At 34.3% G+C, this 16,444-nt stretch carries 12 protein-coding genes; all 12 read right to left on the bottom strand.

Features of this window, described 5'->3' with window-relative positions:
- Positions 1-119: 119 nt before the first annotated feature.
- The 12 genes from sigE to FHP05_RS00835 all read right to left on the bottom strand — a co-directional run bounded on the left by sigE (position 120) and on the right by FHP05_RS00835 (position 16,442).
- On the bottom strand, positions 120-839 hold the full coding sequence (gene sigE, locus FHP05_RS00890; protein ID WP_147665173.1) for an RNA polymerase sporulation sigma factor SigE: 720 nt from the start codon (positions 837-839) through the stop codon (positions 120-122).
- 30 nt (positions 840-869) lie between these two features.
- Entirely contained in the window at positions 870-1,790 is a 921-nt protein-coding gene (gene spoIIGA, locus FHP05_RS00885) for a sigma-E processing peptidase SpoIIGA (RefSeq protein WP_147665171.1), read from the bottom strand.
- A 242-nt stretch (positions 1,791-2,032) separates the two neighbouring features.
- The gene (ftsZ, locus tag FHP05_RS00880) at positions 2,033-3,172 is read right to left on the bottom strand and encodes a cell division protein FtsZ (RefSeq protein WP_147665169.1); all 1,140 of its coding nucleotides are present in this window, start codon (positions 3,170-3,172) and stop codon (positions 2,033-2,035) included.
- A gap of 93 nt (positions 3,173-3,265) precedes the next feature.
- On the bottom strand, positions 3,266-4,546 hold the full coding sequence (ftsA, locus tag FHP05_RS00875; RefSeq protein WP_147665167.1) for a cell division protein FtsA: 1,281 nt from the start codon (positions 4,544-4,546) through the stop codon (positions 3,266-3,268).
- A gap of 172 nt (positions 4,547-4,718) precedes the next feature.
- On the bottom strand, positions 4,719-5,468 hold the full coding sequence (locus FHP05_RS00870; RefSeq protein WP_147665165.1) for a cell division protein FtsQ/DivIB: 750 nt from the start codon (positions 5,466-5,468) through the stop codon (positions 4,719-4,721).
- A gap of 144 nt (positions 5,469-5,612) precedes the next feature.
- Positions 5,613-6,677, bottom strand: coding sequence for a stage V sporulation protein E (spoVE, locus tag FHP05_RS00865; protein WP_147665845.1), 1,065 nt, complete (start codon positions 6,675-6,677; stop codon positions 5,613-5,615).
- A gap of 119 nt (positions 6,678-6,796) precedes the next feature.
- Positions 6,797-8,146, bottom strand: a complete 1,350-nt coding sequence (murD, locus tag FHP05_RS00860; protein WP_147665163.1) for a UDP-N-acetylmuramoyl-L-alanine--D-glutamate ligase — start codon at positions 8,144-8,146, stop codon at positions 6,797-6,799.
- Positions 8,143-9,129, bottom strand: a complete 987-nt coding sequence (mraY, locus tag FHP05_RS00855) for a phospho-N-acetylmuramoyl-pentapeptide-transferase (RefSeq protein ID WP_191126194.1) — start codon at positions 9,127-9,129, stop codon at positions 8,143-8,145. The genes murD and mraY overlap by 4 nt, the downstream gene beginning before the upstream one ends.
- Positions 9,130-9,179: 50 nt before the next feature.
- Positions 9,180-10,544 (bottom strand): UDP-N-acetylmuramoyl-tripeptide--D-alanyl-D-alanine ligase, encoded by a 1,365-nt coding sequence (locus FHP05_RS00850; protein WP_147665161.1) that lies wholly within the window; start codon positions 10,542-10,544, stop codon positions 9,180-9,182.
- A 2-nt stretch (positions 10,545-10,546) separates the two neighbouring features.
- Complete coding sequence (locus tag FHP05_RS00845) at positions 10,547-12,031, bottom strand: UDP-N-acetylmuramoyl-L-alanyl-D-glutamate--2,6-diaminopimelate ligase (protein ID WP_147665159.1); 1,485 nt, start codon at positions 12,029-12,031, stop codon at positions 10,547-10,549.
- 178 nt (positions 12,032-12,209) lie between these two features.
- Positions 12,210-14,135: a stage V sporulation protein D gene (locus FHP05_RS00840; protein ID WP_147665157.1), complete on the bottom strand. Its 1,926-nt coding sequence runs from the start codon at positions 14,133-14,135 to the stop codon at positions 12,210-12,212.
- Positions 14,136-14,246: 111 nt separating this feature from the next.
- Complete coding sequence (locus FHP05_RS00835; RefSeq protein ID WP_147665155.1) at positions 14,247-16,442, bottom strand: penicillin-binding transpeptidase domain-containing protein; 2,196 nt, start codon at positions 16,440-16,442, stop codon at positions 14,247-14,249.
- Positions 16,443-16,444 lie beyond the last annotated feature (2 nt).

The raw sequence follows: 16,444 nt of genomic DNA, 5'->3' as shown, positions 1-16,444 counted from the left end.
TCTGTACCCTCCCAGTTGGAGTTGCTGTCATGGACAGTATCTCCGCCTTAGGAGGTTTTTATGCAAAGGTATATTTCTAATTCCTCTTTAAAAATGTGTTTATTCCAAGCATATCAAGGCTAAACCATTTTATTAAATTCTTTTTTCAAGCGTTTGATGATTTTTTTCTCTAAGCGTGAAATATATGATTGAGAAATCCCTAAAATATCTGCAACATCTTTTTGTGTTTTTTCTTCTTCACCTACTAATCCGAATCGTAATTCCATTATTTTCTTTTCTCGCTCATTCAATGTTGTTAACGCATTTTTTAGTAAATGCTTTTCCACTTTTGACTCTAAATCTTTTGTTACAATTTCTTCATCTGTTCCTAAAACATCTGATAATAAAAGTTCATTACCATCCCAATCAATGTTTAAGGGTTCATCAAACGAAATCTCTGACTTTGTTTTATTATTTCTTCTTAAATACATTAAAATTTCATTTTCAATACATCTGGATGCATATGTTGCTAATTTAATTTTCCGTTCTGGATTAAAGGTATTAACAGCTTTGATTAAGCCGATTGTCCCAATACTAATTAAGTCTTCAATATTGATTCTAGTGTTTTCAAATTTACGTGCAATATAAACAACCAAGCGTAAATTACGTTCGATTAAAATAGCTCTTGCTGATTTATCTCCTTTTGGGAGAAGTTGCAAAAGTTCTTGTTCCTCTTCTTTTGACAGCGGTGGTGGTAGAGATGTTTTTCCACCAATATAATAAATTTCGTCAGATTTTATACCTAGCTTATTGAGTATTTTGTACCACCATAACGTAAAACGTAATTTAAATCGCCTCAATAGTCTTCGCTCCTTTTTTATTTATTGTAGTTAAGCTGGCAAGGAAGCTTTGTATTTCATCATTTGTGGATGGAGTAGACAATGATATTTCCCATCTTTTGTAAGCGTTCCAAATTGAATACCAATCAAGACATGATTTGTTACAATTTCTTTTTCATTATTTAAAACAGATAACTTTTCTGGGCGGATAGCATATAGAAAACTATTATTCCCAGAAACACCGTGAAATGGGATGACTTGAATCATATCCTGCCAATTAAATGGAATATTCTGAATTGAAAAGTTTGAAAATGACTCCTTTAATTGATTCCATTCTTCCTCAGAAAACCATTGTTTCATGAAGTATTCATCACAAATAACAACACAACGCTTTGTTATTGGGTCTACTAATTGATTTCCACTATCAACATAGCCTGTAGTGCGAAAAGTTTGATTTTTTATCGTAATTGCTACGGGATATAATTGATCATAACGGATTTTTTCGTTACCATGGTTGTCCATACGTTTCTTTGTAAAGTACCAAGAAATGGGAAAACCAATGATCACAAATAACCAACTGATTGGATCACCCAATCCACTATGAAAAGTTAAAATGCCTGTTTCCGCTATTGAAAATGAATGATTCATTAAAAAATAGACGGCAACCAATCCACCTCCTATTGAAAATGAAATAAAATAGAACAATAAAACAAGCTTCATCAATCGATTGATAGAAAAGAAGCCGAATGTAGCTAAGATAATAATGATAGAATACAGACATTTACCATATAAAGTTGTAAAAAATGATTGTGGCATAAGAATGGAAATTGGTACTAGTAATGATGCAATAAAAGCACCAAAGAAAATTCGCCAATTACTTATATGTTCTTTTGCTAGAGCTTTGGTTAACATCAATAACATGCTATCAAGAAAAAAATTCAGCACCCAAATTACATCTAAATATATTGACATACCAACCTCCCCAAACATTATCTATTGTTCATTTCAACATGTACCAAAGAGTATAGCCTAATTCCTACGCAAAGTCTGTCATATCTTGTATCGTTTTTCATACTAATTTCAACTAGTTATCTAGAAATTTGTCGGAAAGCAAAAGCAGTAGATTAAGAGTGTTTATACTCCAATCTACTGCCTACAAAGTTACATATTATATTCTCACCCAAAAATAGGTTAACTACATAAGAGCTTACATATTATTGATTTCGATTTCGGTTTCTATTTCTTAAAAAGGTTGGAATATCTAAAACGTCTTCTTCTTGTTTTGGATATTGTTGTTGTTGAACAGGTGGCTCTTTCGGCATGTCCTCGTTTACCTTTGTAGCTGCTGCCTGTTGACGATCAATGGCAGGTCTTTTTCTTACCGGTGGCTCTTGTTTTTTCGCTTCATCAAATCCTGTTGCAATAACTGTGACAACAATTTCATCTTTTAGATTCTCATTAATAACTGAACCAAAAATAACGTTCACTTCTTCATCTGCTGCAGTTGTAACAAGATCAGCTGCTTCTTGTACCTCGTATAAGCTTAAATTAACTCCGCCAGTAATATTCATTAATATACCATGTGCACCATCGATGGAAGTTTCTAACAATGGTGAAGAAATGGCTTTTTTAGCCGCTTCTGTTGCGCGATTTTCACCTGTGGCTACACCAATTCCCATCAATGCTGAACCTTTATCATACATAATAGTCTTTACATCAGCAAAGTCAACATTAATTAAACCTGGCTTTGCAATTAAATCTGAAATCCCTTGTACACCTTGGCGCAATACATTGTCAGCTTCTCGGAAAGCTTCTAACATAGGTGTATTTTTATCGACAATTTCTAATAAACGATCATTTGGAATAACAATTAATGTATCAACCGCTTTTTTGAGTGCATCGATTCCTGAGATTGCTTGGGTTGACCGCCTTCTTCCTTCAAAAGAGAAAGGTCTTGTCACCACACCAACTGTTAATGCACCGAGCTCTTTAGAAACCTGTGCAATGATTGGAGCTGCTCCAGTACCTGTTCCCCCACCCATTCCAGCAGTGACAAAGACCATATCTGCGCCTTGCAGTGCTTCTTCGATTTGCTCACGGCTTTCCTCTGCAGCCTTTTTTCCTACTTCAGGATTCGCACCCGCACCAAGCCCACGAGTTAACTTGTTTCCGATTTGCAACTTTAACTCTGCTTTCGAAAGATTTAATGCTTGTGCATCTGTATTAACTGCAATAAATTCGACACCTTCGACTCCATGTTCAATCATTCTATTAACAGCATTGTTTCCACCGCCACCAACACCGATTACTTTTATAGTTGCTAATTGGTCCATATTCATATCAAAGTCCAACATATCTTCTTTCCTCCTAATATGCAAAAATTACAAGACATTTCCAATGATCACAGAATGATAGTTTTAACTATAATTTGAAAAACTATTTTTTTCTTATTCAAAAAAGTTTTTAAAAAAGTTAGCAATTCCAGACTTTTTCTTTTCCTCTTTCGGCATGTTTCCAGTTTCCTGCTTTTTTCTAATTTTTTTCTTGTTTCCTTCTTGATGTGTTAAGACAACGGCAGGGAATAATTCTTTTCCTTGTATTTTCGCATTCTTATAGGCAAATTGCAAGATACCCACCCCTGCAGTGTATTGTGGTTCTCTTACACCAATATAATCAGATATAGCAATACGTACATTAGCTTGGAATATATCTTGAGCTAATTCCAAGACACCTGGCATTTTCATAGTACCTCCAGTAAGGACATAGCCCCCAGGTAGGTCATTATAGCCCATTAATTGTAACTCTCTTACAACATAAGCATATATTTCTTCTAATCTAGCTTCAATGATATCAGCTATTTGTAATTGATTATAAGACTCTCTACGATCACTACCAATTATCGAAGCTTTAAAAACTTCATCTTCTCGTGCATCTGCGTAAAAAGCATGTCCATGATTCAATTTTATTTCTTCTGCTTCAGCAGTTGTTGTCCTAAGACCAATGGAAAGGTCTTTTGTAATATTGTCTCCACCTAATGGAAGAACATTCGTTGAAACAAGATGTTCATTTTCAAAAACAGAGACAGTTGTACACCCTCCACCAATATCGATGAGAGCAACCCCAAGATTTTTTTCATCATTGGATAAAGCAATTTCTCCTGCAGCAAGAGGTTGTAATACAATATCAGCTATTTGTAGATTGGCACGCTCCACACACTTTAAAATATTATGTAAGATTGTCTTAGAACACGTTATGATAGTTCCTTCCATTTCAAGACGTACACCAATCATTCCACGTGGATCTGTTATATCTTCTAGTCCATCCACAATGAACTGCTGTGGAATTACATCAATAATTTCACGTTCTGGTGGGATAGAGATAACTTGTGCACCTTCAATAACTCTTGCCACATCTTCGTCTCCAATTTCACGGTCTTCACTTTGAACCGCAACAACTCCATGACAAGCTTGTAATTGAACATGATTACCATTAACCCCTACTACAACACTTTCAATTTTCATACCTACCATACGTTCAGCTTGTTCAACGGCATTTCTGATGGATTGAACAGTCTGATCTATATCTACAATGGCACCTTTTTTCATCCCCTTTGATTCTGCACTGCCTACGCCGATAATATTTAGGGAGTCATTCATTATTTCTCCAATGATTACTTTTATATTTGTTGTACCAATATCAAGGCTTACCAAAATTTCATTATTATTCAAAAGAAGGCACCTCCGACCTAATCCTATCTTTTATAAGCTCAAGTTAAGCTTATACTCCTTTAATATTCTATCTTAAATGATTTCATCGTAAAAATAAATATTTTTAGGTGTTTTTTTACGGGAAAGCATAGAAAATCATCAAAAATTCTATTATTTCATACTTTTTCATTGATTATTCCTTAAATTCTTCAAAATATGTACCTACACCGATATGAATAATTCCTTTTTTATCGGGGTCAATTTGTGACACAATCGATGGATACATTTCCATTTTAGTAGCGAAATCACGAATTGTACTAGATACAATTTGTCCATCATTCATATAAACAGAAATTTTATGCTTATTCTTTTTCGATGGCTCCCAGTAAATTTCTGATATAAGGCTAGTAATAGTATCTGATAATGCATCTAGTTCATGGACCATACTCGATAAATATTTTTCATCTGTAAATTGATGCAATATTGGTGCATCCCCACGGACATGTGCGTTTTTTTTCTGTTTTACTACTTTTTCATTGTCAAGCACTGGATAATAGCCTTTCTTCGTCTTTACATAACCTACATGTTCAAATTCTTTAATATTTATGATTACGGTCCAAGGTAGTTTCCTTTCTACTTTAACCGTATCAATTATTGGATTTTTTTCTAGTGTTTTTTTTATCCTATTTTTTTGGATTGCCCATATATTACTATTTAATTCCAGTCCACTTTGTTCTATAATTTCTTCCTTATCAAGCAAATCATTCCCTTTGATTGAAATGGTTTGCACATCACTTAAGGAGGACTGTAGATAAACAATGACTGAAATTAATAAGAAAAAAATAAAAATGTAAAAAATAAGACGTCTATTCGTTTTTTTCTTACGAGCTTGTTTTAACTTTGGTAGATGGTCTTCAATGGAAACAACTTTTTTCTTCTCCATCTTCATTTCCCTCTTAAAAAATATTAACAATGGTTTGCAAATATATGTTTTGCATTCCTTTGTTAAGTGAATTATACCATAACATGTGGTGATACTGATAGTACTGTCTAATAGATTCCTATAAAAATCTATTAGGATACAAAACTATATATTTGCTGATTTACTTATACTAAGTAAAATTCCAGAAGAACATAAGGTTAATGTTAAAGAGGAACCACCATAACTCAAATATGGTAACGTAATTCCAGTAACAGGAATCAAACCGATAACAACACTAATATTGATTAACACTTGTAATGTAATCATAGATACAATGCCCAGTGCAAGGTACCTACCAAAAGCATCCGGTGCTGCTAAAGCAATTTTAATTCCTCTCCAAAATAAAATAACAAATAAAATGAGCAAAAAAGTTCCACCTAAAAATCCGAGTTCTTCTCCTAAAATAGCAAATATAAAATCTGTCTGTGGCTCTGGTAAATAAAAGTACTTTTGTAAGCTCTTTCCTAATCCTGTTCCCATTAATCCGCCAGGTCCTAATGCATATAATGATTGAATAATTTGAAAACCGTCTCCTAATGGATCTTCCCAAGGATTTAAAAATGCAGTAATTCGACTGATTCGATATGGTGCAGATAGGATAAGAAATACAAAAGCAACAATCCCTAATAAGCCAACCCCTACAAAATGAGATATTCTTGCTCCTGCTACAAAAATCATCACCACACAAGTTAAAATAAGCACAACACCTGTCCCTAAATCGGGTTGTAACATAATCATTCCAAAAGTAGCAAAAACAAGCAATAATAAGGGGAAAAAACCTTTTTTAAATGAAGTAATATATTTTTGTTTTGTAGCTAATTTCATGGAAAGAAACATCATTAACCCTAGTTTAGCAAATTCGGATGGTTGAATACTAAAAGCACCTATACCTATCCAGCTTTGTGCACCACCACGAACCATTCCTATCCCGGGAATAAGTACAAGGATTAATAGTGTAAAACAGCCAAGTAGTATTATTTTAGAGTATTTCATCCAGATTTGATAAGGGAATGCCATGATCAATAACATGAGGATAACACCTATCCCAGCAAAAAGCATTTGCCTCTTTACAAAAAAGAACATATCATCATATTTATATTCGGCCCACACATAGGATGAAGTAAATACGGTAACCATCCCAATGATAAGTAACAAGAAAATTACAAGCATCAATATATAATCAGGATTGTTCTTCCCATTTATCTTTTTCTCCAAAAGAAAACACCCCTTCACCGTTTGGTTTGGGGCTTTATCTTTCTATTTATATTTTTTAAAGATGAAACAAGCCCCTATTTTAATCTATGCACGGCTTGTATAAACATGTCACCTCTTTGTTCGAATGTTTTATATTGGTCCCAACTAGCACAAGCTGGGGACAATAAAATAACATCTCCAGCCTCTGAAATATCAAATGCTTTACATGCTGCATCCGCAACATTTTCGGCATGTTCGATGACTTTTATCCCAGCTTCTTTAGCAGTTTTTTGGAGTTTATTTGCTGTTTCTCCAAATACGATCATTGCTTTTACTTGTTTTAAATGTGGCATTAAATCAGTAAACTCATTTCCCCTATCAAGTCCTCCAGCAAGCAATATTGTCGGCTTTGTAAATGATGCTAATGCTTTTTCTGTTGCTAGCATATTCGTTGCCTTGGAATCATTGTAAAAGAAGCGTCCTTGAATCATTTCTACAAATTGTAATCGGTGTTTTACACCAGCAAATGAAGTAAGCACTTTTTTTATTCCTTCATTCGATGCATGGGATAGTTTCGCAGCACAAATGGCAGCCATAATATTTTCCAAATTATGTTCGCCAACTAATACAATATCTTTTCGATTAATAATTTTTTCTTTTTTAAAATAGACGGCATCTTCATCCATCCATGCCCCATCTAGTTGCTCTTCATGAATAGAAAAAGGAACTTTAATAGATGGTGTGCTCTCAGCAATTTTTGAAACAATAGCATCATCTGCATTGTAAATAAAATAATCGGTTGCTTTATGATTTTTTACAATGTTTGCTTTGGCCTCCATATAATTATCGAATGTCCCATGAAAATCAAGGTGAGCCTCAAAAATATTTAATAAAACAGCAATGTGAGGGTTGAATTTGTCTATTCCCATTAGTTGAAAAGAAGATAGTTCTAACACAAGTTGTTCATTTTCTTGTAATTTATTAGCAATTTCAGAAGCTGCTGTACCAATATTACCAGCAACTTGGATGGATTGATTGCTGTTTTTTAGCATTTCTCCGATCAAAGTAGTTGTTGTAGTTTTCCCGTTGGAACCTGTAATACAAATCATACGATTTCCTGCTAGCAACCCCGCTAATTCTATTTCAGTAAGTATAGGCAGGCCTCTGTTTACTGCTTCTTCTAATATCGGATTACTATAAGGAATTCCTGGATTTTTTATAATTACTTCTATATTATCCAATACCGATACTGGATGGGAACCAACAATAACTTCTGCTCCCATTGTTTTTAATTCCGAGACAACCGGATCTGTTTCATTTGTTTTCCAATCATTAATCCGTACATGTTTCCCACTATCTAATAGTAGCCTTGCTGCTGCTGTACCACTCTTTGCTAAACCAAGCACAAGTACATTTTCATAGGGGAATTCAGTTAATCTATTCATCCTAACCACACCTCAATGTAAATACCTAATGCAGAGAATATAAGTCCAATTAGCCAAAATGTTGTTACGACACGCCATTCAGACCACCCTAATAACTCGTAGTGATGATGTAATGGACTCATTTTAAAAATCCTTTTTCCAGTTGTTTTAAAGGAAGCGACCTGGATGATGACGGACAATGTTTCAATGACAAATACACCACCAATAATAACAAGTAAAACTTCTAATTTCGTTAATATAGCAATGGCAGCAATTGCCCCACCTAACGCCAAAGAGCCCGTGTCACCCATAAACACTTTTGCTGGATGCGCATTAAAAACAAGAAAACCGAGTAATGCCCCGACCACTGCTAATGAAAAAATGGTGACTTCAGTTTGGCTAGAGGTATGCCAAGCTAAAATTCCAAAAGTACCAAAAGCAATAGCGGCTGTTCCGGCAAGTAATCCATCCAACCCATCTGTTAAATTGACAGCATTAGATGAACCAACAAGCATAAAAATAATAAGAATTGCATAGCCCCAACCGAGTTCCAATTCAAACGTAGTGCCTGGTATTTCTATTGCTGTAGAAAAACCTTGATTACGGATTATAAAATAAAAAATAAGGGCAATAATAATTTGACCGATCATTTTTTGCTTTGAAGTCAATCCAAGATTTCGCTTCATCGCCACTTTAATAAAGTCATCTAAAAAGCCAAGGAATCCATACCCTAGAAGAACAAAGATAAGTAACCATAGCTCATAACTTTGTAAATTGCCTGTATATTTATATGACATAATACACGCTGTTACAACAACACTAAAAACAATGACAATTCCTCCCATTGTAGGAGTTCCAGTTTTTTTCTGATGTGATTGTGGTCCTTCTTCCCGTATACTTTGTCCATATTTTAAACGTCTTAAAAATGGAATAAATATTGGTGACAAAAGGACGGTAATTAGAAATCCTATTAAAATAGTCATGATTAATACAGATAAATTCACTATACTTCCTCCTCTTACGAAAACCGTCCATTTCAAGATTGCATTCCTGATTAACTTCGTGGTATTAATTTATCGATGTATGTTTCTAACTTCATCCCACGAGAGGCTTTAAATAAAACAATTGTATCTTTTTGTAAAAAAGGTTGTAATTGCTTGATTAAAGATTCTGGTGTATGAATATGCTCACAAATAACATCATTTGTTCGTTTATTAATTTCTTCTGTAATAACAGAGGCCATATCCCCAATAGTAAATACAGCGTGGATTTCCTGATTGATTACATCCGCAATAGAACGATGCCATTGTTCGGAGTCATCACCTAACTCAAACATATCCCCAAGTACAAGTATTTTTTTGTGAAAATCATCCATTTGTTTTAACACTTCTATTGAAGCTTTCATAGAAGTAGGAGATGCATTGTAAGCATCATTAATGATGGAAACACCATTAATTCCTTCGATTCGCTCAAAACGCATGGATGTCATGGCGATATACTTTATAGATTCTTTTATTTTCGCTTCTTCTATCCCTAACTGTTTTCCAAGGGTAATAGCGTATGATGCATTTTTTGCATGATGTACACCGAGAAGTGGAATATGATATATAACATCATTAATTGAAAAACTAGTTCCATTTTCTTTTAATTGAACATTTTTAATCTGTATATCATTCTCTCGTTTAAGCCCACAGCGTAATACATTTGCAAATTGAACTTGTTCTTGTAGTAACTCTTCATCCCCATCTAAGATTAAACAGCCATTTTGTTTTAGGCCATCTTCTATTTCTAATTTTGCTTTGGTAATCCCAAAGCGAGAACCGAGAAATTCGATATGCGACTCTCCGATATTTGTGATAATTGCATAATCTGGTTCAGCAATTTTAGATAGTCTACTAATTTCTCCAAAATGGTTCATCCCCATTTCAAGAACAAGCACTTCCGTATTTGTTGGCATAGATAATATGGTTAACGGAAGTCCAATATGATTATTAAAATTTCCTTTTGTTATATGTGTCGTATAAGACGTTTGTAAAATGGTACCGACCAAATCTTTGGTAGTTGTTTTTCCATTGGAGCCTGTAATACCTACCACGATTGGGTTTACCTTTTGCCGATATTTAAAAGCAAGTTCTTGCAATGCCACTATCGTATCTTTTACAAAAAAAATTGGAAAATCATGCGGTAAAAAATCGGGAATTTCTTTTTGTTCATCCCATAAAGTGGCTACTGCACCATTCTTAATTGCTGCCTTTAGATAATGATGACCATCAAAAGTATCACCGATAAGCGGAATAAATAATGTTTGCTCACTTTTCATGCGACTATCAGTTGAAATTGCATTGATTTTGATATTATTTTCAGTCAATCCTTTATAATTAGAGAAAATTTTTGTTAACCAATTTGTTGTAAAAAGCATGATTATATCTCCTTATGTTTGATTGCTTCTAATGCAATTTCACGGTCATCAAAATGGATTTTCTTCTTGCCAATTTGTTGATATGTTTCATGTCCTTTTCCAGCGATTAGAATGATATCATCTTTTTTGGCACTCGCTATTGCACGATGAATTGCATCTTTTCGGTCCACAATGATTTCATAATTATTTTGATTTGGATTTAGTTCTTTTACCATATCATCAATGATTTGAACAGGGTCCTCTGTTCTTGGGTTATCAGATGTAAAGAAAGCTGTATCTGCATATTCAACAGCAATTTGAGCCATTAGTGGCCGCTTCGTACGATCTCTGTCTCCTCCGCAACCAACCACAACATAAACCTTCTGATTAGAAAATTGTTGAATTGTCTCTAGTACATTTTCCAAGGAGTCTGGAGTATGTGCGTAGTCTACAATGACACCAAAATTTTGACCTCCCGTAACAGGTTGGAATCTCCCATCAACACCTGGAGTATCTTCAAGGGCCAATTTTATCGTCTCTAATGATAGACCACCGGCAATTGCTGCACTAACGGCTGCTAACATATTGTACACATTAAACATACCGATGAGCTGACTATGAATAGATACATCCCCTATTGGTGTTGACAATCGAAATGTCGTGTGATCAATGTATAATGAAATATCTTCTGCCATAACATCTGCTTTGTTTTTACATCCATATGTTAACAGATGTTGCCCTGTACTTTTTTTCAATATAGAACTTGCTGCATCATCTTCATTAATGATAGCAAACTTCTTCCTTGATTCTGAATAAGTATTACCTAATTGAGAAAACAACAATGATTTCGCACGTAAGTAATCCCTCATATCTGTATGATAATCTAAATGATCTTGTGATAAATTTGTGTAAATGGCAATATCGAAATCACAACCAAATACTCTTCCCTGATCTAATGCATGAGAAGATACCTCCATAATTGCTGTATCTACTTTTTCATCTACCATTTTACGAAATAACTTTTGTAAAGAAAGTGCGTCAGGTGTTGTATTATTGCTAGGAAATACTTGATCACCTATCTTTGTTTGAATAGTCCCGATAACACCTGTCTTTTGTTGATGTTTTTCGTATATTTTTTCCAATAAATAGGTAACTGTCGTTTTACCATTTGTACCTGTAACTCCTATTAAGGTCATTTCATTTGTTGGATTATGATAAAACTTCATTGCAATCATTGCCAATGCACGCCTTGTATCTGACACTATAATTACTGGAATGGAAACACTAGATGGTATTTCCTTTTGTGCAATGATAACGCGAGCACCGTTTTCAACAGCTTGATCTATAAAATCATGACCATCGACAGTAAAACCTTGAATACATATGAACAATGAGCCAGGTATTACATTTCTAGAATCGATTTCGATAGATTTTATTTCTGCATTTTCATCAATGGATGAATTTGTTTTATAAAAAGATAAACTAGAAAGAATTTCCTTTAATTTCATGTGAAAACATCCTATCCATTTAAAATATCATTTTAATTTAATCAGACTTCTATATCTGCAACATTTCGTTTTTTAAATAACTCTTTAAGAATTAATGATTTTTTATTAAAAAACACACTTCGTTTATTATATCAAAATCCAAATATAAACACGATTGTTTTATTCAATTTAAATAAATCTATTTATCCTTTACATAAATTCGTACTTTCGCACCTTCTTCAACCATTGCTCCTGCTTCTGGTGCTTGATCAATAATTTCCTCTCCTGATCCTTCAACTTCTAAAGATAGATTTGTCATTATTTCTAATAAATCATCTGTCTTTTTACCAACCAAATTAGGAACCTCTACTTTCGGCGCTTCCGGCCATTGATATTTTTTATCTAAACCATCTTTTCGCCGTTCAACCCCTAATGCACTTAAACTATCTTCTATAATCGTTCCTACAATAGGTGCTGCAACTACCCCTCCAAATTGGACAGTCCCCTTTGGATTATCTATTGCCACATAGACAACAATTTCAGGGTCATCACTTGGGGCATAACCAATAAAAGATACTATATGATTATTTGTCATATATTTGCCATCTTTTCCAACCTTTTGCGCTGTTCCAGTCTTACCACCAACACGATATCCATCCACATAGGCTGGTCGTCCAGTCCCATGCGCTACAACACTTTCTAAAGCCTTTCTTATTTCTTTTGATGTTTCATTAGAAACAACCCTTTTTTTCAGCTTAGGTTCGTGTTTACTAACTACTTCTTTTGTATGTGGATCAACCCATTCTTTTGCTACAAACGGTTCATATAAATACCCGCCATTTATTGCTGCAGATACAGCCATTACTTGTTGGATTGGTGTAACAGACACCCCCTGGCCAAAGGAGGTTGTCCCTAATTCGACTGGCCCAACATCTTCCTTGTTAAATAGAATCCCTGAACCTTCCCCTTCTAGATCAATTCCTGTTTTTGAACCAAAACCGAATTTTTCAATGTAGCTAAATAATTTATCTTTGCCAAGCTTTTGGCCTAATTGAACAAATCCAGGGTTACATGAATTTTGAACAACTTCTAAAAAGGTTTGATGACCATGCCCACCACTTTTCCAACAACGTAACTTAGACCCTTCCACAGTAATTGATCCATTATCATCAAAGGTGTCTTTTTGCAAATCAACAAGCTCCTCTTCTAAAGCAGCTGCTAATGTTATTATTTTGAATGTAGATCCGGGTTCAAAAGTCATCCAAATTGGCAAATTTCGGCTATAGATTTCTGAATCTACTTGTTGATAGTTCTCCGGATGAAACGTCGGTCTTGCTGCCATGCCTAGTACACCACCTGTTTTTGGATTGACAGCAATAGCAACAGCACCATCTGGATTATATTTTGCTTTTACTAAATCAAGTTCGCGTTCCATAATCACTTGAACTCTTGAATCAATTGTTGTTTTTAAATCCATACCATCTTTCGGTGAGGCATAAACATCTGCTAAATTTTCTAGTTTTCCTCCTTTTGCATCCGAATAATATGATAGTCTTCCTTTTTCACCCTTTAATTTTTCATCATGATATAATTCAAGTCCCATTAATCCTTGATTATCAATTCCAGTAAAACCTAATACATGTGCAAGGCTTTCCCCATACGGATAATGTCGCTTTGAATCTTTTGCTAAATAAACACCAGGCATATTCAGTGTTCGAAGTGCCTTTTCTTGTTCATCTGAAATTTTTTTCCCTTCAGGACGAATATCTACTGAACTTGCATTTTTAGTCACATATTCTATTGCTTTTTCTTCTGAAATATGGAGAATGTCTGCAAGATTTTTTGCCGTTTCTTCCTTGTTTTTAATTTGTTTAGGAACGAGCACGACAGACGGGGCTGTTACATTTTCTCCCATTACGACACCATTCACATCTAAAATTCTGCCTCGTTCTGGCTCAAACATAATATCCCGACTCCATGATTCATCTGCCATACCGACTAATTGTTTTCCTAAAAAAAACTGAACATATCCTAGTCTAACACTAACAATGCCAAAGATTAATACACCAAAAAGAAAAACAGCTACTAATCGCTTTTTCACAGTAACAGTTGATACACGCTTCATATTCAATCTCCTTTTACATACTTAGGCTTGTATCAACTATATGAATATGTGAAATGGATTAGAACACTGTTTATAAAAGTCGAACTTACTATTTTCACGCAAACATTGTGACTATCTTTCTGATTTGGTATCCCTTTTTACATTATTTGGTAGTTTTAATTCAACGGTTAATAAATCATTCTTTTTTAGTAATTTACCTTCTTTTATACTTTGAGAATCTACATATCCACTTCCATTTACTTTTATCTTTAACTGAAGCAGATCGGATAGTTGTAATACATCGCGATATGACCAACCTTTTAGATTTGGCATCGATGGTTTATCAGTTATTAGGATTAAATGATCCGTTGGAAATACTTCTTTACCAGCCTGTAAATTAGAAGCTACTATTTTCTTTCCTTCACCTATGATACTTGTTTTAATTCCTAGCTTTTTCACTTGCTTCTCTACTTCTTTGGTAGATTTATTCATTAGTTTAGGTACTTTTATGGACACGATTTCTTCAGATTTGTCTTGATCTGGTTCGATGTTTAAATAGTGTAAACCATTCTCCATTACGTTTTTAAAAATATAAGCAAGTGGTGCACTACCTGGTTCATATCCTCCATCCTCTTTTTTGAGATCTGGTTGATTAATGGCGATATACATCATTAACTTAGGGTCATCTGCTGGGGCCATCCCTAAAAATGAAAATATATTATTTCCATATCCATTTAAATAGCCACCATTTGAACTAGGAATTTGTGCAGTACCTGTTTTTCCTGCAACAGAATAATCATCTAGTTTAAATGGCTTACCTGTTCCATGTTTTCCGTGTACAACTGACTCTAGTAACTGAAGAACTTGTTTCGATGTGTCTTTAGAAATGGGTTCACCAACCATGGTTGGCTCATGTTTTTCAATAATTTCATCTTTATTGGTATCAATAATTTTACTAATCACATAAGGCTTCATCATTTTTCCATCATTGGCAATTGCTGTTGCAGCTTTCATTTGTTGCATTGGTGTTAAAGTGCTTCCCTGACCAAATCCAGTTGTTACCTTTTCTAATGGCCAATTATATAATATCTTTCCTGGAACTTCACCAGGTAAATTAATTCCTGTCTTTTTATCTAAATCAAATGCCTCTATATATTCCAGGAACTTCTCTGTACCAAGTTTATCCCATACGAGTCGAGCAGCCGCTACGTTAGAAGAACGCTCGAAACCCTCGTCATAAGAAATAGTACCCCATCCTTTTCCACCATTATGATCATTTATAGGAACAACACGTTCATTAATCCGATATCGACCTGATTTAAATCCTTCCGAACCATTATATACTCCTTCTTCAATAGCTGCTGCCCATGTGAACATTTTTACGGTGGAGCCAGGTTCAAATGGGTTTGATATGGCGTCATTATACCAATTTTTAACTTTTAACGGTTTATTCGGATTAAAGCTAGGTCTATTACTAAGTGCTAGAACTTCTCCTGTTTTAGGATTCATCACAATTGCGATCAGTCGTTTAGGATCATATGCTGCTTCCACTTGCGTTAAAACATCTTCTAATAATGTTTGAATTTTTTGATCGATTGTCAAATGAATATCGTGGCCATTTTTTGGTGGTTTAACTATTTCATTTGGGTCTATTAATTTTTTATTGAAAAGATCTCGTTCATAAGAAATAGAGCCATTTTTCCCTGTCAATAAATCATTCATCGCTTTTTCTATACCTGTAATTCCCATTATTACTTTTTCATTTCCTGCTTTTGTTTCTTTTACTTCTTTTTTAGCAAAACCGATAATATGGGAGGCAAATTCTCCATTTGGGTAATAACGAATGGATTCTTCCATTAGATGTATACCTTGTAATTTTAAATCTTCAATTTGATCTTTTTGTTTTTTTGTTAGTTTACTTCCAGCATGACCAAATTCAATTTGTTTTGCTTTATCATTTTCGAGCCCTTTTGTTATTTTTTCTGTTAATTTTGCTTTATCCGTATCTAAAATAGGTGCTAAGAGTTTCGCAGTTTCTTTTGGTTTTTCAATACTTTTAGCATGTTCTTTATCCACATTTGCATATAATCGGTATGTCGGCCGATTATATGCAAGAGCATTATTATTTTTATCCAGAATTTTTCCTCTTTCAGCTGTTAGTTCATATGAATTTGTTCGTTTTTCTTTTGCCCATTTATCCAGTGTGACTTGTTCAACTTCTCCAGAAACTTGTATATAAAGAAATCTCCCTGCTATGATTAAAAACAAACAAGCAAACGAGAGAAATAAAATACCAGATGCTAATTGGGTACGCTTATTTTTTTTCATTC

This window comes from Cerasibacillus terrae (assembly GCF_008039555.1).
In the GTDB taxonomy this organism is placed as follows: Bacteria; Bacillota; Bacilli; order Bacillales; family Amphibacillaceae; genus Cerasibacillus; species Cerasibacillus terrae.
The sequence above is the reverse complement of the archived record's forward strand: the minus strand, read 5'-3'. Positions and strand labels throughout refer to the sequence as shown.